The sequence below is a fragment of the Marichromatium purpuratum 984 genome (genome assembly GCF_000224005.2).
Classification (GTDB): domain Bacteria; phylum Pseudomonadota; class Gammaproteobacteria; order Chromatiales; family Chromatiaceae; genus Marichromatium; species Marichromatium purpuratum.
Window position 1 is genome coordinate 3,545,333 of record NZ_CP007031.1, and the last position, 21,602, is coordinate 3,566,934.

22 protein-coding genes are annotated in these 21,602 nt (G+C 68.7%); 6 read left to right on the forward strand and 16 right to left on the reverse strand.

Annotated features, from left to right (window positions below):
* Positions 1 to 9: 9 nt before the first annotated feature.
* The gene (gspD, locus tag MARPU_RS15390; protein ID WP_005222930.1) at positions 10 to 2,136 is read left to right on the forward strand and encodes a type II secretion system secretin GspD; all 2,127 of its coding nucleotides are present in this window, start codon (positions 10 to 12) and stop codon (positions 2,134 to 2,136) included.
* A gap of 98 nt (positions 2,137 to 2,234) precedes the next feature.
* Here the strand turns inward: gspD and MARPU_RS15395 are convergent, their stop codons facing one another.
* The 4 genes from MARPU_RS15395 to MARPU_RS15410 all read right to left on the reverse strand — a co-directional run bounded on the left by MARPU_RS15395 (position 2,235) and on the right by MARPU_RS15410 (position 6,352).
* The gene (locus tag MARPU_RS15395; RefSeq protein ID WP_005222931.1) at positions 2,235 to 2,861 is read right to left on the reverse strand and encodes a LysE family translocator; all 627 of its coding nucleotides are present in this window, start codon (positions 2,859 to 2,861) and stop codon (positions 2,235 to 2,237) included.
* Between the two features lie 213 nt (positions 2,862 to 3,074).
* Positions 3,075 to 3,653: a 16S rRNA (guanine(966)-N(2))-methyltransferase RsmD gene (gene rsmD / locus MARPU_RS15400; protein ID WP_005222933.1), complete on the reverse strand. Its 579-nt coding sequence runs from the start codon at positions 3,651 to 3,653 to the stop codon at positions 3,075 to 3,077.
* On the reverse strand, positions 3,640 to 4,986 hold the full coding sequence (locus tag MARPU_RS15405; protein WP_005222935.1) for a M16 family metallopeptidase: 1,347 nt from the start codon (positions 4,984 to 4,986) through the stop codon (positions 3,640 to 3,642). The genes rsmD and MARPU_RS15405 overlap by 14 nt, the downstream gene beginning before the upstream one ends.
* On the reverse strand, positions 4,976 to 6,352 hold the full coding sequence (locus MARPU_RS15410) for a M16 family metallopeptidase (protein WP_005222937.1): 1,377 nt from the start codon (positions 6,350 to 6,352) through the stop codon (positions 4,976 to 4,978). The genes MARPU_RS15405 and MARPU_RS15410 overlap by 11 nt, the downstream gene beginning before the upstream one ends.
* 619 nt (positions 6,353 to 6,971) lie before the next feature.
* Here MARPU_RS15410 and ftsY point away from each other — a divergent pair.
* The 3 genes from ftsY (at position 6,972) to ftsX (ending at position 9,927) form a co-directional block, all read left to right on the forward strand.
* The gene (gene ftsY / locus MARPU_RS15415) at positions 6,972 to 8,219 is read left to right on the forward strand and encodes a signal recognition particle-docking protein FtsY (RefSeq protein WP_005222938.1); all 1,248 of its coding nucleotides are present in this window, start codon (positions 6,972 to 6,974) and stop codon (positions 8,217 to 8,219) included.
* A gap of 80 nt (positions 8,220 to 8,299) precedes the next feature.
* A complete protein-coding gene (gene ftsE / locus MARPU_RS15420; protein WP_005222939.1) occupies positions 8,300 to 8,968 on the forward strand; it encodes a cell division ATP-binding protein FtsE in 669 nt (222 codons plus the stop codon).
* Between the two features lie 2 nt (positions 8,969 to 8,970).
* Positions 8,971 to 9,927 (forward strand): permease-like cell division protein FtsX, encoded by a 957-nt coding sequence (ftsX, locus tag MARPU_RS15425; RefSeq protein ID WP_005222940.1) that lies wholly within the window; start codon positions 8,971 to 8,973, stop codon positions 9,925 to 9,927.
* Here ftsX and MARPU_RS15430 read toward each other — a convergent pair.
* From MARPU_RS15430 to MARPU_RS15445, 4 genes are all read right to left on the reverse strand, one after another.
* Positions 9,924 to 10,718 carry an endonuclease/exonuclease/phosphatase family protein gene (locus MARPU_RS15430; protein WP_005222941.1) on the reverse strand — a complete coding sequence of 265 codons (795 nt, stop codon included), beginning with the start codon at positions 10,716 to 10,718 and terminating at the stop codon, positions 9,924 to 9,926. The two genes, ftsX and MARPU_RS15430, sit on opposite strands and share 4 nt — an antisense overlap.
* 130 nt (positions 10,719 to 10,848) lie before the next feature.
* Entirely contained in the window at positions 10,849 to 11,481 is a 633-nt protein-coding gene (locus MARPU_RS15435; protein WP_025275396.1) for a c-type cytochrome, read from the reverse strand.
* Between the two features lie 217 nt (positions 11,482 to 11,698).
* The gene (locus tag MARPU_RS15440) at positions 11,699 to 12,154 is read right to left on the reverse strand and encodes a copper chaperone PCu(A)C (RefSeq protein WP_005222943.1); all 456 of its coding nucleotides are present in this window, start codon (positions 12,152 to 12,154) and stop codon (positions 11,699 to 11,701) included.
* Entirely contained in the window at positions 12,151 to 12,804 is a 654-nt protein-coding gene (locus MARPU_RS15445) for an SCO family protein (protein ID WP_005222944.1), read from the reverse strand. Before MARPU_RS15445 ends, MARPU_RS15440 begins: the two co-directional genes overlap by 4 nt.
* A gap of 654 nt (positions 12,805 to 13,458) precedes the next feature.
* On the opposite strand from MARPU_RS15445, the gene MARPU_RS15450 reads away from it, so the two are divergent.
* Entirely contained in the window at positions 13,459 to 14,238 is a 780-nt protein-coding gene (locus MARPU_RS15450) for a M90 family metallopeptidase (RefSeq protein ID WP_005222948.1), read from the forward strand.
* A gap of 28 nt (positions 14,239 to 14,266) precedes the next feature.
* Here the strand turns inward: MARPU_RS15450 and MARPU_RS15455 are convergent, their stop codons facing one another.
* The 6 genes from MARPU_RS15455 to pabB all read right to left on the reverse strand — a co-directional run bounded on the left by MARPU_RS15455 (position 14,267) and on the right by pabB (position 20,213).
* Entirely contained in the window at positions 14,267 to 14,914 is a 648-nt protein-coding gene (locus MARPU_RS15455) for a carbonic anhydrase (protein WP_005222957.1), read from the reverse strand.
* A gap of 85 nt (positions 14,915 to 14,999) precedes the next feature.
* A complete protein-coding gene (locus MARPU_RS15460; RefSeq protein WP_005222959.1) occupies positions 15,000 to 15,659 on the reverse strand; it encodes a hypothetical protein in 660 nt (219 codons plus the stop codon).
* A gap of 35 nt (positions 15,660 to 15,694) precedes the next feature.
* The gene (gene aroE, locus MARPU_RS15465; protein WP_005222961.1) at positions 15,695 to 16,516 is read right to left on the reverse strand and encodes a shikimate dehydrogenase; all 822 of its coding nucleotides are present in this window, start codon (positions 16,514 to 16,516) and stop codon (positions 15,695 to 15,697) included.
* 127 nt (positions 16,517 to 16,643) lie between these two features.
* Positions 16,644 to 17,657 carry a porphobilinogen synthase gene (hemB, locus tag MARPU_RS15470; protein ID WP_005222963.1) on the reverse strand — a complete coding sequence of 338 codons (1,014 nt, stop codon included), beginning with the start codon at positions 17,655 to 17,657 and terminating at the stop codon, positions 16,644 to 16,646.
* 116 nt (positions 17,658 to 17,773) lie between these two features.
* A complete protein-coding gene (gene hemF / locus MARPU_RS15475) occupies positions 17,774 to 18,697 on the reverse strand; it encodes an oxygen-dependent coproporphyrinogen oxidase (RefSeq protein ID WP_005222965.1) in 924 nt (307 codons plus the stop codon).
* A 133-nt stretch (positions 18,698 to 18,830) separates the two neighbouring features.
* A complete protein-coding gene (pabB, locus tag MARPU_RS15480) occupies positions 18,831 to 20,213 on the reverse strand; it encodes an aminodeoxychorismate synthase component I (RefSeq protein ID WP_005222967.1) in 1,383 nt (460 codons plus the stop codon).
* A gap of 123 nt (positions 20,214 to 20,336) precedes the next feature.
* Between pabB and MARPU_RS15485 the strand changes: the two genes are divergently transcribed.
* A complete protein-coding gene (locus MARPU_RS15485; protein WP_005222969.1) occupies positions 20,337 to 20,702 on the forward strand; it encodes a 4a-hydroxytetrahydrobiopterin dehydratase in 366 nt (121 codons plus the stop codon).
* A 124-nt stretch (positions 20,703 to 20,826) separates the two neighbouring features.
* On the opposite strand, the gene rpmG is transcribed toward MARPU_RS15485, so the two are convergent.
* On the reverse strand, positions 20,827 to 20,994 hold the full coding sequence (gene rpmG, locus MARPU_RS15490) for a 50S ribosomal protein L33 (protein WP_005222974.1): 168 nt from the start codon (positions 20,992 to 20,994) through the stop codon (positions 20,827 to 20,829).
* Between the two features lie 14 nt (positions 20,995 to 21,008).
* Positions 21,009 to 21,245: a 50S ribosomal protein L28 gene (gene rpmB, locus MARPU_RS15495; protein WP_005222976.1), complete on the reverse strand. Its 237-nt coding sequence runs from the start codon at positions 21,243 to 21,245 to the stop codon at positions 21,009 to 21,011.
* Between the last annotated feature and the right edge of the window lie 357 nt (positions 21,246 to 21,602).

Here is a 21,602-nt window from a genome sequence, read left to right on the forward strand (position 1 = left end):
CGAGGTCCCATGGACGCAGACCCCAGACCACGCACCACCAGCGGCCTGTTGCTGACGCTGCTGGTCCTGCTCGTGCTCGGTGGCTGCGAGCGCGCCGACTGGGACCCCACGCTCAGGCTCGGCGACCCGGCCGGACACGTCGTCGATGCCGAGCGCCAGCGCGGTGGCGAACACCCTGGCGGCACCAGCGCCACCACCATCGCACTCGGCGACGGCGACACCCGCGCCCGCACCCGCGATTTCATCGACCCCGGCAGCGGCGCCGTGGTGCAGCGCATCGCCCGCCCCCAGGTCGACACCACCCCGGGCGAGGTCACCCTCAACTTCGAGCGTACCGACATCCGCGAGGTGGTACGGGTGATCCTCGGCGAGGTGCTGCAGCGCGACTATGTGCTCCACCCCGCGGTACAGGGCGAGGTCTCGCTGCAGGCCCAGGCGCTGCGACGCGAGCATCTGCTGCCGACCCTCGAGACCCTGCTGCGGATGAACGGCGCGGCACTGGTCGAGCGCGGCGGCGGCTACCAGATCCTGCCGCTGACCAACGCGCTGCAGGGCCAGGTGGTCCCCCAGCTCGGCGAGTCGAGCCGTGCGCTGCCGGCCGGCTACAGCGTCCAGGTGGTGCCGCTGCGCTATATCGGCGCCGCCGAGATGGGGCGCATCCTCGAACCCCTCGCCCCCGAAGGCAGCATCCTGCGCGTCGACACCCAGCGCAACCTGGTGGTGATCGCCGGCACCGGCCCGGAGATGGCCAACCTGCTCGACACCATCCGGGTGTTCGACGTCGACTGGATGGCCGGGCTCTCGGTCGGCTTCTTCATGCTCGAGTTCGCCAAGGCCGAGGCGGTGGTCGAGCAGCTCACCACCCTGCTCGACACCAAGGAGGGCGGCGCGCTCGACGGGGTGTTCCGCTTCGTCCCGATCGAGAGCGCCAACGCGCTGCTGGTGGTCTCGCCGCAACAGCGCTATGTCGAACGCGCACGCGACTGGATCAAACGTCTGGACATGGCCGAGGCCTCGGGCGAGGCGACCGAGCGGCTGTTCGTCTATCGCGTCCGTCACGGCAACGCCGAATCACTCGCCGAGATCCTCTCGGAGCTGTTCGGGGGCGGTCGGGGCGAGGGGCAGCGCAGCCTCGGCGCGGTGGCCCCGGGGATGGAACGGGTCACCCTCGATGCCGACGGCGAGGGTGGCGAGGCCGCGAGCGCCCGCCCCCAGACCCGCGCCCATCGTCTCGACACCGGGGTCAGCATCGTCGCCGACGCGGTCAACAACTCGCTGCTGATCAAGGCCAGCGCCCGCGACTATCAGAAGATCCTCGACGCGCTCAAGCAGCTCGATATCGTCCCGCTGCAGGTGCTGGTCGAGGCGACCATCGTCGAGATCACCCTCACCGGCAATCTCGAATACGGCGTGCAGTGGGACTTCTTCGGCCTCGCCACCGCCGACCAGCGCAGCAACTTCCGTCTCGACGGCACCCTCGACGGCGCCAAGGACTCGGGTATCGGCGCCATCTTCCCCGGCTTCACCTGGTCGGTGATCTCGCGCCCCGACACCATCCGCGCCACCCTCAGCGCGCTAGCCGGGCGCAACCTCGTCAACGTGCTCTCCTCGCCCTCGGTGATGGTGCTCGACAACCAGACGGCGAAGATGCAGGTCGGCCAGCAGGTGCCGGTGGCCACCGCCCAGCAACAGAGCACCTCGACCACCGACCGCATCGTCAACAGCATCGAGTACCGCGACACCGGGGTGATGCTGTCGGTGAGGCCGCGCGTCACCCCCGGCGGCATGGTGCAGATGGAGATCGAGCAGGAGGTCAGCACCGTAGCCACCACCGAGAGTTCAAACCTCGACTCGCCCACCTTCCAGACCCGCAACATCACCAGCTCGGTGGCGGTGCGCTCCAACCAGGCGGTGGTGCTCGGCGGACTGATCCAGGACCAGCGCGAGGACGGCAAGCAGGGCGTGCCTGGGCTCTACGACCTGCCGATCGCCGGCGCCCTGTTCGGCGAACGCAGCAAGAAGGCCAACCGCACCGAGCTGGTGGTGATCCTCACCCCCAGGGTGATTGCCAGCGACCAGGACCTCGAGGCCGTCACCCGCGACTTTCGCAGCAAGGTCAAGGGGTTGGAGTTCTAGAGTTCAGCCGCCAGCCATCAGCTATCAGCGACCAGTGAGGAAGGTTAGCGACTGGTAGCTGGTGGCTGGTGGCTGGCAGCCGACGGCTGGCGCCCGCCTCAGCGCGAGGCAGTGGCGAGCTTGAGGGCGAGGCCGGCGAAGACGGTGCCGGCCACCCGGTTGAGGATCAACTGGGCGCGGGGGGAGCGGCGCAGCCGGGCGCCGAGGGTGCCCGAGGACCAGGCGATGGCGGAGAACACCAGCAGCGCCGAGAGCATGAACAGCGCCCCGAGCAGCAACAGCTGCAGGGTCAGCGGGCCACGCGCGGGGTCGGCGAACTGGGGCAGGAAGGCGAGGAAGAAGATCGCCACCTTGGGGTTGGTGGTGCTCATCAACACGCCACGGGCGTAGAGCTGGGCGCGGCGCGGCGCGGTGGCGCCGCTGCCGTCGAGCGCGCAGGCCCCGGCGCGGAACGCCTGCCAGGCGAGATAGAGCAGATAGAGCGCGCCGAGCACCTTGAGCACGGTGAAGGCGAGCGCCGAGGCGGCGAACAGCGCGGCCACGCCGAGCGCCACCGCGGCGGTATGGAGCATCACCCCGGTGCACAGCCCGAGGGTGACGAAGAGCCCCGCCAGCCGACCGTGCAGGGCCGACTGGGTGAGCACGAAGATGTTGTCCGGCCCGGGCGCAAGCGCCAGAGCGACCGAGGCGGCGAAGAACAACAGCGCGGTATCGAGGGGCAGCATGATGAGGCGACCGTGAAGAAGAACGATCGCTCATCAATACCACGCGCACCCCGCCCGCGCACCCCACCCGAGACCGTCAGCTGTCCCCTGGCGGCTGAAGAAGCTCATCCCTCCTTCGCGCCCTTTGGGCCTTTGCGGTTCAAATTCCTGGCGACTGGCGACTGGCGACTGGCGACTGGCGACTGGCGACTGGCGACTGATTCTAAAACGACCTCACTCGACGTCCTCGGCGAGCAGCCCGTAACGGACCTGCCCGGCGCACTTGTCGCGCAGCAGCACCCAGCCCGGCGGCGCCTCCGGCAACCCCTCCTGACGTCCGCGCTCGACATAGAGACGCCCACCCGGCGCCACCCAGCCGTCCTCGACCAGCCGCGTCAGCGCCGGGGCGAGCAGGTCCTCGGCAAAGGGCGGGTCGAGGAAGATCAGGTCGAAGGGGCGCGGCGGGGTGGTGGCGAGCCAGTCCAAGGCATCGGCGCGGATCACCTCGACCGACTGCTCGCCGAGCGTGCGGACATTGACCTGGAGCTGACGCGCCGCCGCCGCGGCGCGCTCGATCAGCACCACCTCGCCGGCGCCGCGCGAGCAGGCCTCGAGCCCGAGCGCGCCGCTGCCGGCGAAGAGGTCGAGACAGCGCGCCCCGGCGATCGTCGGTGCCACCCAGTTGAACAGGGTCTCGCGCACCCGATCGGCGGTCGGGCGCAGCCCCGGCTGATCGATCACCGGCAGCCGGCGACCGCGATGGCGGCCACCGACGATGCGCAGCTGATGCTGCCCCGACCTACTCGGCTTCATCGACCCGCGCCGTCTGCCCCGCACCCCCGCCGACCTGCACCAGCACCATCCGCTCGGGATCGACCCGGCGCGCGAAGGCATCGCGGATCTGCGCGGCATCGACCGCCTCGACACGCTCGGCGAAGCGCGCAAGATGATCGAGCGGCAGCTCGTAGAAACCGATCATCGCCAGGTACTGGACGATGTCGCCGTTGCTGTCGATGCGCAACGGGAAGCCGCCAGTGATGTTGCGCCTGGCGGCCTCGAGTTCGTCCTCGGTCGGCCCCTCGGCGATGAAACGCTCGAGGGTCTCGCGCATCACCGCGATCGCCTGCTCGGCCTGATCGTTGCGAGTCTGCAGCCCCATCAGGAAGGGACCGAGCCGATCCAGCGGCAGGAAGTAGCTGTAGACGCTGTAGGACAGTCCGCGCTGCTCGCGCACCTCGTGCATCAGCTGCGAGACCAGCCCGCTGCCGCCGAGGATGTGGTTGCCGACATAGAGCGCGAAGTAGTCGGGATCGCCGCGACGCATCCCCGGCTGACCGGCGAGCACCGCCGTCTGGCTCGACGGAAAGGCGATGCGCTGTTGCACGCCCTGCGCGAGCGCCGCCACCTCGGGCAGCGCCGGCGCCGACTCGCCGCGCGGCAAGGTGCCGACCGCACGCTCGGCGAGCCGCTCGGCGCCGGCGCGATCGAGCGCGCCGACGATCGCCACCACCGCGTTGGCACCGACCAGATAGCGCTGGTGGAAGGCGACCAGATCGTCGCGGGTGATCGCACTCACCCCCTCGGCGCTACCGGTCGGGTCCTCGGCATAGGGGTGATCGCCATAGATCGCCCGATAGAAGGCGCGGCTAGCCTGGGTACGCGGCGACTCCTGCTGCTGACGCAGCGCCACCAGGCGGTTCTCGCGCACCCGCTCGAGATCGGTCGCGGGGAAGCGCGGCGCGGCGAGCAGCGCGGCGAGGGTATCGAGGGCGGTGTCGAGCGCCGGTTCGCGGGTCAGGCTGCGCAGCGACACTGAGAAGATGTCGCGATCGACCCCGCTGCCGAACTCGGCGCCGACACCCTCGAGACGCGCGGCAATGGTGTCGGCGTCCCACTCACCGGCGCCCTGGGCGAGCATCGCCGCGGTCAGCGAGGCCAACCCGGGACGGGCGCCGTCGCGCGCACTGCCGGCGTCGAAGGCTACGCGCAGATCGACCATCGGCAACCCTGGCGCGGCGACGAACAGCACCCGGGCGCCGTTGTCGGTCTCCCAGGTCTGGATCTCGGGGGTGGCCTGGACGAGCCCGGCGGCGCACAGCAGCAGGGCGCCGAGCCAGACGCGCGGGCGGAAACGATCAGCGGACATGGGCGGCTCCTCGATGGGACGTGGCGGACGCGGGTGCGGCGGCGGGGTCGATCGGTTGCGGATCGAGCACGGCGACGGTGAGCCGGTCGGCCACCAGATACTTGCGCGCGACCGCCTGGATCTGTTCGGGGGTCACTGCGGCGAGCGCGTCGACATAGCGATCGGCCAACTCCCAACCGAGCCCCACGGCCTCGAGCTGGCCGAGCTGCATGCCCTGATAGAACAGCGAGTCCTTCTCGTAGATCTTGTCGGCGATGAGCTGGTTGCGCACCCGCTCGAGTTCGGCGGGTTCGACCGGTTCGTTCTGCAGCCGCGCGATCTCGTCGCGCAGCGCCTGTTCGAGTTCGTCGATGGCGTGGCCTTGGGCGGGAACGCCCTCGAACAGGAACAGCCCGGGCAGTCGCCCGAAGGCGCTGTAGCCAGCGCCGACCGAGGCGGCCACCTCGCGCCCACGCACCAGCTTGCGTTCGAGGCGCGCGCTCTTGCCACCGTCGAGCACCGAGGCCAACACCTCGAGCGCATAGGGCTCCCACGCGGTCTCGGCATCGATCACCGCCGGGGCCTTGTAGCCCATCAGCAGATAGGGCTCCTGCGCCGGGGCCTTGACCCGCAGCCGCTTCTCGCCGAGCTGCTCGGGCTCGGGACGGCCCTTCGGGGTCGCGATCGGCTCGGCCTGCAACGGCCCGAAATGATGCTCGGCGAGGGCGAAGACCTGCTCGGGATCGACATCGCCGGCGACCACCAGGGTGGCGTTGTTGGGGGCGTACCACTGTTGATACCAGTCACGCAGGTCCTCGACCTGCACCTCGGCGAGATCCCCCGGCCAACCGATCACCGGGATGCCGTAGGGCGAGGCGTCGTAAGCGGTGGCGTTGAAACGCTCGTAGGTGAGTGACTGCGGATCGTCGTCGGTGCGCATCCGCCGCTCCTCCTTGACCACTTCCAGCTCCTTGGCGAACTCGCCCGGGTCGAGCGCCAGGTTGCGCATGCGCTCGGCCTCGAGCTCGAAGGCGATCTCCAGCCGATCGCTGGCGAGGTTCTGGAAATAGGCGGTGTAGTCGCGGCTGGTGAAGGCGTTCTCCTCACCACCGTTGGCGGCGATGATGCGCGAGAACTCGCCCGGGGCGAGTCGCTCGGTGCCCTTGAACATCATGTGCTCGAGCAGGTGCGAGATACCGGTGATGCCACCGTACTCGTAGCTCGAACCGACCCGATACCACACCTGGCTGGTGAGTACCGGAGCGCGATGATCGGGCTTGACCAGGATCTTGAGCCCGTTGTCGAGTTGGTGTTGGTAGACCGTCTGGCTCGCACCCGCCGCCAGCGGCAGCAGACAGACCAGGGTCGCGATGAATCGTCGTGACATGGACACCCCATAGTCGGAAGGACAGAGACGATAGATATGGTCAGCTTAACCGGTCCCCGAGTTCCGGGCAGCGTCGAAGCGCAATGGCGAGCCAGCGGCCAGCGGCCAGCGGCCAGCGGGAGATCCAACCACAAAGACGCGAAGGACACGAAGGGGGCGAGACGTAGGATGGGATGCGTGACCGTGCACCGACGCCAATGATCGGCACCGAGCCGGTCCCGGTCACGCACCCCATCGACCCACCCGTGCTCGCCGGGCACGCTGCACCTTGCCAAGCCGACCGCGCTGGTGGCTTTCTCCGCCTTTACGCCATTGCGACGCACCGTGCGCCGCCCATGCAATCCTGACGGTCCCACGCGACCACCCGCAATCCAAACCCGCCGACGGCTGGTGGCTGGTGGCTGGTGGCTGGTGGCTGGTGGCTGGTGGCTGGCAACTGGCAACTGGCGACTGGCGACTGGCGACTGGAAGCTGGTGGCTGGCGACTGGTGGCTGATAGCTGGCGCCTGGCGGCGATCAGCCACCGATCTGTTAGCATTGCGACATCCCGGGGCGGTCGTGACCGTCCCGCTCGGCGCCTACGCGCACCGCCCCCATCAATACGAGAATCCCCGTCGATATGTTTGGTTTCGGAAAGAAGCACAAGACCGCATCCAACGACGCGCCTGCAACCGAGGCGCGGGAACAATCGTCGCGCAAGCCCCTGCTCGGACGTCTGTTCGGCGGCGGCAAGGACAAGACCGCGACACCCGAGCAGACACCGGTCGCGGAGGTCGAGACTGCGGCGCCGGTGCCGCCCGCACCGGTCGCGGCACCCGAACCCACCCCGGAACCCGAACCGCCACAACGTACCTTCGTGCCGCGCTCACTCGAGCAGCCGAGCGACGAGCCCGTCGCCTTCGAACTGCCCGATCTCCCCGATGAGGCTCCCGAGCCCGAAGCAGAGGGCGGCGGCAAGCTGTTCGGGCGGCTGCGCGAACGGCTCAGCCGCACCCGCGTCAAGCTCGGCGGCGGCATTGGTGAGTTGCTGCTCGGGCGCAAGCGGATCGACGACGAGCTGCTCGAAGAACTCGAGACCCTGCTGATCACCGCCGATGTCGGCATCGAGGCGACCACCCGGATCATCGGCGATCTCACCGAACAGGTACGGCGCAAGACCCTCACCGATCCGCAAGCACTGGTCGAGGCCCTCAAGGCGGAGCTGCGCGGCATCCTCGAACAGGTCGAGGCTCCGGTCGCCCAGCCCGCCGAGGGCAAGCCACAGGTACTGCTGATGGTCGGCATCAACGGCGCCGGCAAGACCACCACCATCGGCAAACTCGCCAAGCGGCTGCAGGAGGAGGGCAACAGCGTGATGCTCGCCGCCGGCGACACCTTCCGCGCCGCCGCCGTCGAGCAGCTCCAGACCTGGGGCGAGCGCAACCGCATCCCGGTGATCGCCCAGCACACCGGTGCCGACTCGGCCTCGGTGATCTACGACGCGGTGCAGGCGGCGACCTCGCGCGGCACCGACGTACTGATCGCCGACACCGCCGGACGGTTGCACACCAAGAGCAACCTGATGGACGAACTCAGCAAGGTGGCGCGGGTGATGAAGAAGATCGACCCTGAGGCACCGCACGAGGTGATGCTGGTGGTCGACGCCACCACCGGGCAGAACGCCCTCACCCAGGCCGAGCACTTCCACCGCGCGGTGGGACTGACCGGCATCACCCTCACCAAGCTCGACGGCACCGCCAAGGGCGGGATCGTGTTCGCGATCGCCGAACGGCTGCGGGTGCCGATCCGCTTCATCGGGGTCGGCGAGTCGATCGAGGACCTGCGCTACTTCGACGCCGACGAGTTCGTCGACGCCCTGCTCGGCTGAGCGCCGCTGGAGGCGCAACCGAGCCGCCCAACCGCCACCCCGGCGACCGCGCCGGGGCCGTGCCCGGAGTGCACCGCGCGATGATCGAGTTCGACCACGTCCACAAGCGCTACCCCGAACGTGGCGAGGCGCTCAGCGACATCAGCTTCGCGCTCGCCGCCGGCGAGATGGCCTTCCTCACCGGTCACTCGGGCGCGGGCAAGAGCACCCTGCTGCGCCTCATCGGGCTGCTCGAGCGCCCCAGCCGCGGGCGCGTGGTGGTCGACGGACGCGACCTCGGCGCCCTGCCCCGACGTCAGATCCCGCTGCACCGCCGTCAGGTCGGGATGATCTTCCAGGACCACCGCCTGCTCGCTGATCGCAGCGTATTCGACAATGTCGCCCTGCCCTTGCAGGTGATGGGCTACGGCCAGCGCGAGATCGGCCGACGGGTGCGTGCCGCGCTCGATCACGTCGGCCTGCTCAAGCGCGAGCGCGCCACCCCGGTGGCGCTCTCCGGCGGTGAGCAACAGCGTGTCGGCATCGCCCGCGCGGTGGTCGCGCGCCCGCCGCTGCTGCTCGCCGACGAACCCACCGGCAACCTCGACCCCGAACTCTCGCGCGAGATCTTCGAGCTGTTCGAGCGCTTCCAGTACGTCGGCGTAACCCTGTTGATCGCCACCCACGATCTCAGCCTGGTGGCGCGCATGCCCTATCGCACCCTGACCCTGGCCGATGGTCGCCTGGTCAACGACTCCGGGGGCTGGTGAGCATGTCACGCGTCCGTCGCCCTACCACCCGTCCCTCCGAGCTGCCGCTGATCTGGCTCGCCCACCATCTGCGCAGCGCCCGCGAGTCGCTGCGCCGGCTGTTCGGCATGCCGCTGCCGACGACCATGACGGTGGCGGTGATCGGCATCTCGCTGGCGCTCCCGGCCACCCTCTATGTCGGCACCGACAACCTGCGCGCGATGACCGGGCGCTGGGACCAGACCGCGGCGATCTCGCTGTTTCTCCGTCACGAGGTCGACAGCGGCGCGGCACGGGCGCTGGCCGAGCGCCTGCGCGCCCGCCCCGAGCTGGCTCGTGTCGAGCTGATCGAGCCCGACCAAGCGCTCGCCGAGTTCAAGGAGTTCGGCGGCTTCGAGGGCGCGCTCGAGGCGCTCGACGTCAACCCGCTGCCGACGGTCCTGGCACTCTACCCGGACCCCGTTCACTCCAACCCCGAGCAGCTGCGCGTACTCGAACAGCAGATGGTGACCCTGCCCGAGGCCGACTTCGCACGCATGGACACGCTGTGGATCGAACGGCTGCAGGCGATCCTCGCCCTCGCCGAGCGCGCCACCCTGCTGCTCGGCACCCTGCTCGGACTCGGGGTCCTGCTGATCGTCGGCAACACCATCCGGCTGGAGATCCTCAACCGCCGCGGCGAGATCGAGATCATGGAGCTGGTCGGCGCCACCGCCGCCTTCATCCGCCGCCCCTTCCTCTATGCCGGTGCCTGGTACGGACTGCTCGGCGGGCTCTGCGCCACCCTGCTGGTGACCTTCTCGACCGGGGCGCTGCAGGGCTCGGTGTCGCGACTCGCCGCACTCTACGGCGGCGAGTTCCGGCTCGCCGGACTGGGACTCGACGGCACCCTGGTGGTGGTGCTCACCGGTATCGTGCTCGGACTGGTGGGGAGCTGGATCGCCGTCGGGCGCCACCTGCGCGGGGCCGATGCGGACTAGACCAGCGGGTTGGCGACGCGGCGCGGGACACCGAGCTCGGCGAAGCGCAACCCCTCGGGCAGCTCGATGGTGGTACTCAGCGGCAGGTGGTCGGAGAGTGCGTAGTCGATCACCTCGGCGCTGATCACCCGCAACGGGCGCGAGACCAGGATGTGGTCGAGATTGTGGCGGGGACGCCAGCTCGGGAAGGTCTTGCGCTCGCAGTCGAGACCGCGCATCCCCGAGTCGACCACCATGGCACGCAGCCCCTTGGAACCGCAGCCACAGTTGAAGTCTCCCATCAGCACCAGGTAAGGATAGGCCTCGGCCAACTCGAGCAGATAGCTGAACTGGCGTCGGCGCGCTCGCCAGCCGAGGGCGAGATGGACGATGCCGACGGCCAGGCGGCCCTCTTGCTCGAAGGGGAACTCGGCCACCATCACCCCGCGTCCGGGTAACCCCGGCAGGCGATGCTCGCTCACCCGCTGCGGGCGCAGCCGACTGAGCAGGCCGTTGCTGTGCTGAGCGAAGGGGGCGAGGTTACGATTGACCTGCCGATACCAGTGCGGGAAGGCGCCCTGCCGGGCGAGATACTGGATCTGATCGACATAGGCGCTGCGCAGACTGCCGGCGTCGACCTCCTGCAGCCCGACCACATCGAAGCGTTGCAGCAGCTGGGCGATGCGCGCGAGGTTGATCAACCGCTCGGAGTGCGGCAGCAGATGCTTCCAGCTGTTGGTGAAGTAGTCGCTGTACCGACGCGAGTAGATCCCCGCCTGGACGTTGTAGCTCAGCAGATTCAGTTGCCGCATGTTCGGCTCGTCGGGCTGCTCGTCGGTGGCCAGACCCTAGCACAGCGCGTCGATCCGACCAAGCACCGGGCCACAAAAGAAAAAAGGGCAGCCGAGGCTGCCCTTTCGCGTGATGTGCGCGGTCGCTGGATCAGTCGTTGCGCAGACCCTGGATGTACTGCGACACCGCGGCGATCTCCTGGTCGGTCATGCGCGCGGTGACGCCGCGCATCATGCCGTTGGGATCGTTGGCGCGCTCGCCCTTGCGGAAATACTCGAGCGTCTGCTTGACGTAGTCGGCGTGCTGACCGGCGAGACGCGGGAACTTGGACAGCCCCTGGCCCATGCCGGCCGGCCCGTGACAGCCACTGCAGGCGGGCACGCCGCTCTGGGGATTGCCGGCGCGATAGATCTTCTCGCCGAGTGCGGCCAGCTCACGATCGGCAACACCACCGGTCTGCACCTGCTGCGAGTAGTAGGCGACGACGTCGCGCATCTCCTTCTCGGTCAGCGGCATCGCCATCGGGGTCATCTGTACGTTGTAACGCTCGCCGTTCTTGAACTGCACCAGCTGCTTGTAGGCGTACTCGGGGTGCTGACCGGCGAGCTTCGGCCACAGCGGTACGATGCTGTTGCCGTCAACTGCGTGACACGCCTGACAGATCGCCTTCGCCTTGGCCTCGCCCGCTTTGGGGTCGCCCAGTTCGAATCCGTCCGCGGCCATCGCCGCGCCGCTCATCAATACCGCCGCCGCCGAAACCGAAATCAGCCAAGTCTTCATCATTGCAAATGCCCAGTGTTCGTGGTTCATGGCCGCGCCGCCGTCCGGTGACGGGAGGGCCTCGAGGAAGAAGGTGGAGAAAATCCTGCGATATATATCAGAATTTCGTCATATGGGTCAAATTACACGCCGTTCCCGACCTGTCCCTGCAGAGACAGGTCAACAGGCGTAAAGATCCCGAACCCCCTTCACCGAGACCAGGATCGAGGCGCGCGACGCCTCAATGGCCCTGGTGGCCCATGCCGGCCCCGAGCGCGCGCACCGGCACATCGAGTCCGATCCGGGAGCCGTCGTCGAGCTGCAGCTCCAGCGCCACCAGCTCATCGACCCGCAGGGGCTGTCGCAGCCCGATCAACATCACATGCAGGCCACCGGGGGCGAGACGCACCCGCTCGCCAGCGGGTAGCGCGATACGCTCGATCCGGCGCATCCGCATCATCCCCCCCTCCTCGCGGTGGGTGTGCAGCTCGACCACCTCGGCCACCGGGCTCGTCGCCGCGACCACGGCCCGGTCCACCGCGTCGCCGTTCTCCAGCACCATGAAGGCCGCGCTGTTGGGCTGCCCCGGCGGCACGGCACGCACATAGGCCTCGTGGACCACCACGCCGTCGGGCTGGACCGCCCACAGCGGCGACAGCCAGCACGACAGCAGCAGCATCAACAGCAGACTTCTCATGACGACTCCTCCGGGATGGATGGGCCAGCCGCCCCGGTCGGCGCGAGACCGAGCAGCCCGTAGATCCGCTCGACGATCCGCTCGGGCGCGGTGGCATGGGGCAGCTGCCCCACCAGGCGCCCCTCCGGATCGACCAACGCGGTATTGGCCGAGTGATCGACCAGATAGCCGAGCGCCGAGTCCGGTTGCTCGACCCGCCGATAGGCCGCGCCATAACGCGCGGCGATCTCGGCCAACTGCTCCGGGGTGCCGGTCAGGCCGATGATCCCAGGATGGAAATAGGCGGTGTACTGACGCAGCCGCTCGGGGTCGTCTCGCTCGGGGTCGACGCTGACGAAGAGCACCTGGACGCGCTCGCGGACCTCCGGGGTCAGCTGGCCGAGGGCATGGGCGATGATGGCGAGGTTGGTCGGACAGATGTCCGGGCACCAGGTGTAGCCGAAATAGATCAGCACGACCTTGCCGCGCAGCGCCGACAGACTCACCGGGCCAGCGGCGGAAGTCAGGGTGAAGTCGCCACCCGGTGGCGCCGATGTGAGGACAGGCCCGGGGGCGGATGGAGGCAGGCGCTCGAACAGCAACCAACCGACCGGTACCAGCAGCACCAGCGAGAGCGCGATGGTGACCAGGAGCGATGGCGTCCGTTGCATGGATCTCCCTGCCGAGTGGCTCGGCTCGCAACCCCACGATGGCCCAATAGTGCGTGGAGTCACGACCGACATCAAGCCGGAGCCCCGCCAGCGGTCAGCCTTCAGCCGCCAGCGAGCGTCATCTCACCACCTCTCGCCCCACGACTGGCGGCTGGCCGCTGGCCGCTGGCGGCTGATGGCTGGCCGCTGGCCGCTGGCCGCTGGCAACTGGCAACTGGCAACTGGCAACTGGCAACTGGCAACTGGCAACTGGCCGCTGGTAGCTGGTAGCTGGCGGCTGGTAGCTGGCAGCTCTCCCCCCTTCGCGCCCTTTGGGCCTTTGCAGTTCAAAATTCCTGGCAACTGGCAACTGGCAACTGGCAACTGGCAACTGGCAACTGGCAACTGGCCGCTGGCGGCTGGTAGCTGGTAGCTGGTAGCTCTCCCCCCTCTTCGCGCCCTTTGAGCCTTTGCGGTTCAAAATTCCTGGCGACTGGCGACTGGCGACTGGCGGCTGGCAACTGGCAACTGGCAACTGGCGACTGGCCGCTGGCGGCTGGCGGCTGGCGGCTGATCGCCCCCCTTTGCCCCGCGCCCCTGATCGGTTTCAATGCCCTCTTTAACTCGCCTTCACAGGAGCCCCTCGATGGATCAGGCAGCGGACGGACGGCGCGCATGGGCGCGCTGAGTCAGTGGTGGCGGGCGCGCCGGATCGAGCGGGTGAACCGGATGTTCTCGACGCGCGACTGGGAGGCGGCCTGGGAGGCGCTGCCGCTGCTCGCCGGGTTCGACCCGGAGACGGCCGAACGGCTGGAGGCCATGGCGCTCGAGTTCCTCCGCAGCAAACGCATCGAGTACGCCCAGGGCGTCGCGCTCACGGCCACCGAGCGGCTGCGTCTCGCGCTGCAGGCGGCACTGCCGGTGCTGGAGCTGGGGCTCGACTGGTACCGTGGGTGGTACGCGGTGATCGTCTATCCCGAGGAGTTCGTCCCCGAGCGCGAGGTGATGGGTGACGACGGCGTGGTGTGGATCGAACAGGAGGCCAAGAGCGGCGAGTCCTGGGAACAGGGCCCGGTGATCCTGTCCTGGACCGATGTCGCCGCCGGTGGCCGCGGCGAGGGCTACAACGTCGTCATCCACGAACTCGCCCACAAGCTCGACATGCGCGCCGGCGCGCCCAACGGCTGCCCGCCGCTGCACCCGGGGATGTCGAGCGCCGACTGGCAGCGTGAACTCGCCGCTGCCTATACAGACCTCTGCGCCCGGGTCGACGCCGACGAGGAGACCACGATCGACCCCTATGCCAGCGAGTCGCCGGCGGAGTTCTTCGCGGTGATGAGCGAGTACTTCTTCGAGTGGCCTGAGCTGCTGGTGGAGACCTATCCGGCGGTCTATGCGCAGCTGCGCGCCTTCTACCGCCAACATCCGCTGGCACGACTGGCGGCAAACGCCTGAGCCCGGCGCAGGCCCAGGCGCGAACGGGTTACTCCTGATCCCAGCCCTCGGGCACGCCGTCGAAGAAGTCGACCAGCCCGGTCTCGAGCGAGTACTCGGCGCCGACCACCAGCAGCCCCTCGCGCTCGATCAGCGATTCGAGGATCGCCGAGCCGTGACGCAAATGGTCGACCGAGGCGCGTACGTTGGCGCGCACCGCGGCATGCTGCAGCGCCTCGCGGTCTTCACGCAGCTCGGTCTCGAGCAGCCCCTCGACCGAGGGCTTCACCCGATCGACGATGGCGGCGACGTTGCGCGACTCGCTGTCGGCACCGTCGAGCATGGTCTCCAAGGTGGCATTGATCGCGCCGCAGCAGGAATGGCCCAGCACCACCACCAACTTGGTGCCGTAACGCGAGGCGGCGAACTCCACACTACCGACCTGCGAGGGGGCGACGATGTTGCCCGCCACCCGGATCACGAACAGATCGCCGAACCCTTGATCGAAGACCAGCTCGGCCGGGACCCGCGAGTCCGAGCAGCCGAGGACGATGGCAAAAGGACTCTGGCCCGACAGCAGACTGGCAAAGTCGGCATGGGTGATCGCGTTGTTGGAGGCGCGGAGTTCGGCGGCGAAGCGGCGGTTGCCATCACGCAGGCGGCGCAAGGCGTCCACGGCGGAGATCTTGTTGGTCATGAAGCAGTCTCAGTCGTTGTCGTCGCGAAGATGGACGGCGGACGGAGTCCGCGCGTCCGGGAAACCTCGCCCGCGACCAGGGCGTTCAGCGGGCGGTGTCAAGCAATGTGGCAAGCCGGCGACGTGGCTCGACGCAGTCGACGTCCGCCGCCTCGAGTCGTGCGAGCAGCGCCTCGCCGTCGCGCGCCAGGGTGCGGCGCTGCAGCTCGTCGAACAGCGCGAGCGCGGCGTCGAACTCCTCGGCGGGCACGCTGAGCAGGGTCGGCAGCAGCTCGGTCGGCCCGATCGGCCCCTCGGGGTCGAGCAGATCGCCCACCAGCGGCTGGCGCAGCAGCGCGAAATGGGTCGCGCGGGCGCGCTCGAACTCGGCCAGCGCGGCGCTCGCCTCGGGGTCCTCGCGGGTGGCGCGAGCGAGACTGCGGGCGATCGTCTCGATCAGCCCGGCGAGCGCCTCGCGTTCGCGCTCGAGCGCCGCGGGCAACCCGAAGCTCTCCTCGTAGAGCTGCTCGAGCGTCTCCTTGAGCGCCATCACCTCGGTGCCATCGCCGTGCTCGCCGAGCTTGGCGGCACGTTCCAGCTGTTGCGCGAAGCGCTCGCGAAAACGCGCGAGCGCCGCCTGGTCGGCGGCGCGCGCGGCCTCCAGCGCCGCCGGATCGAGCGGTGCCGGCGGCCAACCGAAGAACGGATTGTCCTGGCCGCGCAACAGTTGGCGCTCGCGGCGCCCGGGGATGTGGTTCGGCTCCATGACCCGCTCCTGCGTGATGGGGACTTGCGGCGCGCTCAGTCGGCGGCGCGCAGCATGGCGATGACCTCGGCGGCGCGCGGACGCACCCCGCGCCACAGCCGGAAGGACTCGGCGGCCTGCTCGACCAGCATGCCCAGCCCGTCGAGACTGCACGCCGCGCCATGTGCCCGCCCCCAGCGACAGAAGGCGGTCGGCTCGGCGCCGTAGAGCATGTCATAGGTCCAGCCGCCGACGGCGAGCAGATCGGCGGGGATCGGCGGCACCGTGTCCGAAAGCCCGCTCGAGGTGGCGTTGATCACCAGGTCGAAGCGCTCGCCGGCCAGCGCCTCGAAGCCGCAGCCGGAGACCGGCACCGCGCCCGAACCCAGCGCTGCCAGGGTGTGGGCACGCTCCGGGGTGCGATTGGCGATCACCAGCTCGCGCAGCCCGCTCTCGAGCAGCGGCACCAGCGCGCCGCGCGCCGCACCGCCGGCGCCGAGCAGCAACACCCGGGTGCCGGCGAAGTCGAAGCCGTGATTGTCGGCGAGATCGCGCACCAGCCCGATGCCGTCGGTGTTGTCACCGCGCAGCCGGCCGTCGGGGAGCGCGATCAGGGTGTTGACCGCGCCGGCGACCTCGGCGCGCTCGCTGCGCTCCTCGACCAGTGCCCAAGCCTGTTCCTTGAACGGCAGGGTAACGTTCAGGCCGAGTCCGCCCTGGGCGAAGAAGCGCTGGACATCGCCGGCGAAATCGTGCCGATCACCGAGGATCCGACCATAGTCGATCGCCTCCCCGCACTGCTGGGCGAAGGCGGCGTGGATCGTCGGCGACTGACTGTGTTCGATCGGGTTGCCGATGACGGCGTAACGATGGAGCATCTCGGGGCGACCTGTCCGGCGCGGTGAGGCGCATTCGCAAACGACCCGCCCCGGAGGCCCGGCGCGGGTCAGGAAACTGTCGATCAAGGGCGCTCGCGCAACGCGAGCGCCCGGGGACATCAGCGGATCAGGCCCCCAACCAGCGGGCGATGTCCTTGGAATAGTAAGTGAGGATACCGTCACCACCGGCGCGCTTCATCGACACCATCGCCTCGAGCACCACCGCGCGCTCGTCGAGCCAGCCGTTCATGCTCGCGGCCTTGAGCATCGCGTACTCGCCGCTGACGTGGTAGACGAAGGTCGGCGCGCCGAACTGGTCCTTCACCCGACGCACGATGTCGAGATAGGGCATGCCGGGCTTGACCATCACCATGTCGGCGCCCTCGGCGAGGTCGAGACCGACCTCGTGCAGCGCCTCGTCGGAGTTGGCCGGGTCCATCTGATAGGTGTACTTGTTGCCCGCGCCGAGGTTGGCCGAGGAGCCGACGGCGTCACGGAAGGGGCCGTAGTAGCTCGAAGCGTACTTCGCCGAGTAGGCCATGATGCGGGTGTGGATATGGCCGTCCTGCTCGAGCGCGGCGCGCACCGAGCCGATGCGCCCGTCCATCATGTCGGAGGGGGCGACGATGTCGGCGCCGGCCTCGGCATGAGAGACGGCCTGACGCACCAGCACCTCGACGGTGGGCTCGTTCATCACGTAGCCCTGCTCGTCGATCAGCCCGTCCTGGCCGTGGGTGGTGAAGGGGTCGAGGGCGACGTCGGTCATGATGCCGAGTTCGGGCACCGCGTCCTTGATCGCGCGCACCGCGCGTTGCGCCAGGCCGTCGGGGTTAAAGGCCTCGCGCGCGTCGAGCGACTTGGCCGAATCGGGGGTGACCGGGAACAGCGCTATCGCCGGAATGCCCAGACGGTGGACCTCGCGCGCCTCCTCGACCAGCAGGTCGATGCTCAGACGCTCGACCCCGGGCATCGACTCGACCGCCTCGCGCTCGCCCTTGCCCTCCAGCACGAACACCGGATAGATCAGGTCGTCCGGGGTCAGGGTGGTCTCGCGCATCATCCGGCGCGAGAAGTCGTCGCGACGCATCCGGCGCATGCGGGTGACGGGGAAGGCGGCACGCGAAGTATCAAGGGGTGACATCGACATCAAACCTCGGGGACGAATCCTGGGCGCCCGGGCCCATCCCGGCGCTTCAGCCGGATAACATAGCTCAGCCGCCGTCGCGGCTCCAGTCGCGACGGCGGCAAGACCACGATTCAAGCGCTCTCGGTCAACCAGTCGCGTGGCGCGAGGAAGCGCTCGTGGAGTTCGGCCTCGGGGCTGCCGGGCTCGGGGGTGAAGTCATAGCGCCAGCTCACCTCAGGGGGGAGCGAGACCAGGATCGACTCGGTGCGCCCCCCCGACTGCAGCCCGAACAGGGTGCCGCGATCGCACACCAGATTGAACTCGACGTAGCGCCCACGCCGATAGCACTGGAAGTCGCGCTCACGCTCACCGTAGACATGCGCCCAGCGCCGCTCGACGATCGGCAGGTAACCGCTGAGATAGTGATCGCCGACGCTGCGCGTGAAGGCGAAGCTGTTGGCAAAGCCGCCCTGGTCGAAGTCGTCGAAGAAGATCCCGCCGATACCGCGCGGCTCGTTGCGGTGCGGCAGGAAGAAGTAGTCATCGCACCAGCGCTTGTAGCGCGGATAGAGATCCTCGCCGAAGGGCGCGCAGGCGTCCCGGGCATTGCGGTGCCAGTGCACCGCGTCCTCCTCGAAGCCGTAATAGGGGGTGAGGTCGAAGCCGCCGCCGAACCACCACACCGGGTCGTCCTCGGGGTGCTCGGCGAGGAAGAAACGGACATTGAGGTGCGATGAGGGCACATAGGGGTTCTGCGGATGGACCACCAGCGAGACCCCCATCGCCTCGTAACTGCGCCCGGCCAGTTCCGGGCGCGAGGCGCTCGCCGCCGCCGGCAGGGCCTCGCCGCGCACGTGCGAGAAGTTGATCCCGCCCTGCTCGAACAGCATCCCGTCCTGCATCACCCGGGTGCGTCCGCCACCGCCCTCGGGGCGCTCCCACAGATCCTCGCGAAAATCGGCGCCACCGTCGGTGTCGCGCAATGCCTCGCAGATACGATCCTGCAGGGTCAGCAGATAGGACTTCACGGCCTGGGTATCGGGTCGGTCGGACATCGGTGTGCGCCTCGTGCTGGGTTCGATGATGTGCGGGGCGGCGCCACACGGACACGATGACGCCCCACCGGGGATCGATCATAGAACAGCCCGGCGCAACGTCCAGCCACCTCCACGTCCCGACGGGTCGTACTCAGCCGTTGCGATCACGCAACCGTTCGAGCAGTTCGAGCAGCGGGGCGGCCTTGTCGAGGGTCTCGCGATATTCGGCCTCGGCCTCTGAATCGACGACGATGCCGCCACCGGCCCACAGCCGGGTCCGACCCGCAGCGTGCACCAGGGTGCGGATGGCGATGTTGGTATCCATCGCGCCGTCCCGGCCGAGATAACCGATGGCACCGCAGTAGGGACCGCGCGGCGCCGCTTCGAGTTCGTCGATCACCTCCATCGCCCGGCGCTTGGGGGCGCCGGTGATCGAGCCGCCGGGGAAGGCCGCGCGCAACAGTTCGACGGCGGAGCGGCCGGGCGCGAGCCGTCCGCTGACCGTGCTCACCAGATGATGCACCCGGGCATAGTGCTCGATCGCGAACAGCGCCGGCACGCGCACGCTGCCGTAGTCGCACACCCGCCCCAGGTCGTTGCGCAGCAGATCGACGATCATCAGGTTCTCGGCGCGATCCTTGGGGCTGAGTCGCAGCATCTCGGCCAAGGCACGGTCGCGCGCCGGATCGGGATCGCGCGGACGGGTACCCTTGATCGGCCGGGTCTCGACGCGTCCCTCGCGAACCTCCAGGAAACGCTCGGGCGAGGAGCTCAGCACCTGCCAGTCCGGCCCCTGCAGATAGGCCGAGAAGGGCGCGGCATTGAGTTCACGCAGCAGCCGATAGGCGTGCCAGGGATGACCGCTCGCACGCACCGAGAAGCGTTGGGCGAGGTTGACCTGATAACAGTCGCCGGCGCGCAGGTAGGCATGGATGCGCGCGATCGCCTCGACATAGGTGGCATGCGACCAGTCTGGACGCACCGGTCCGTGGGTGCGGTAGGCCGGCAGCTGCGGCGCCGCCGCCCCGAGCAGGCGCGCGCGCCGATCGAGTGCGTCATCGGTGGGGGCGAACAGCCAGGCGCGCCGCTCGTGATGATCGACCACCAGGCCCCAGTCATAGAGCCCGACGGCGAGATCCGGTGGCGCGCCTGGCGCGTGCGCGCGCGCGGGCAACCCCTGCAGCCGACGCCCGAGGTCATAGCCGAAGAAACCGATGGCGCCACCGGCGAAGGGCAGTCCATCGGGGCAGGGGTGTGACGGACCGAGGGCCTCGGCGAGCAGGGCGAAGGGGTCGGCGTCGGAGCGGCGCCTGACACCGTCGACATCGGTCAGCGTGGTCTCGTTCCCACGCGTCACCAGCACCAGGCGTGGATCGGCGCTGAGGATGTCGTAGCGCCCCTGATCGGTGAAGGGGCGGCCGCTGTCGAGCCACACCGGCCAGCGGCGGCGCAGCAGCGACGCGAAACACGTCGTGCAATCCTCGACATAGGGGAACTCGCGGATCAGCGGACCCGCCGAGTGGCGATCGGGCATCGGTGATCGGTTCTCGTGACTGACGACCGCTGGCAGGCTTGGCGATGCGTCGTCCCACCCTCACTCTCGAAGCGACGAGGCGGGACGCAGCCGCGCCCGCGGACTTGCGGAGGAGCGACGACCATGGCGACCCCACGACCACTGTCATCACCGGATATCACCCGGCGGCTGAACCAAGCGCTGCCACGCTGGCGTCACCAGGACGGCGCGCTGAGACGCGACTATCGCACCAGCGGCTGGCGGGCGACACTGCTCGCGGCCAACGCCATCGCGCATCTCGCCGAGCTTGCCTGGCATCACCCCGAGCTGGAACTCGGCTACGACCACGTCGGGATCCGGCTCAGCACCCATTCGGCCGGTGGGGTCACCGATCTGGACCTGGCGCTGGCCGAGGAGATCGAACGCTGGCTCGAATGGCGCCCGGAGCCGGACTCACCGCTGAGCGGTACCCCGGCGGAACATGCCTATCTCATCGACGACGCCGGATGATCGAGAGACCGACACGAAAAAAGCCCGCGACATGCGGGCTTTGATCGATGCTCGGGCGCGGGGCACCGAGATCGCGACCGGCGCTCGGTCGACTGCAGGGTCGGATCATGCCGCATGGGCGGACTTACTTGATCTTGCCTTCCTTGTACATCACGTGCTGGCGAACGACGGGATCGAACTTCTTGATCTCCATCTTGCCGGGCTGATTGCGCTTGTTCTTGGTCGTGGTGTAGAAGTGACCGGTCCCTGCGCTCGAGTTGAGACGGATCTTTTCGCGTGCTGCCTTGGCCATGGTGGATTCTCCGGTTAGACGCGCTCGCCACGTGCGCGGATATCGCCGAGCACGGTGTCGATGCCCTTCTTGTCGATGATCCGCATGCCCTTGGCGGAGACCCGCAGACGCACCCAGCGGTTCTCGTTCTCCACCCAGAAGCGGTGAACGTGCAGATTCGGCAGGAAGCGACGCTTGGTCTTGTTGTGAGCGTGCGAGACATTGTTGCCGGTAATGGGACGCTTACCGGTTACCTGGCATACCTTGGACATGGCGAAGATCTCTACGAAGTCGTCGAGCGTTTGAGTACATAAAGAAGCGGGATCCTAGCACGGGAATTCAATTAGATGCAAGCATTTCACCCCCGCTCGCCACCATCCCCGCCGCGCTCGCCCCTGGCCCCGAACCACGCCGCCCACTCTCTCGCCGCAGCTCCGAGACGTGCGTCGACGGCGATCGGCCGCTCCTCGGCGAAGGTCGGTCACAGACATCATCGCCACCGATCGCCAGCAGGCGGCCGAGGTCGGCCGACTCGGAGGGCCGCGCCAGCCACCACGATGATCGGTACCCGCGGACCAGTCGCGCCACCATGCGGCGATCAATACGAGGGGGGGCCGGACTGGATCGGT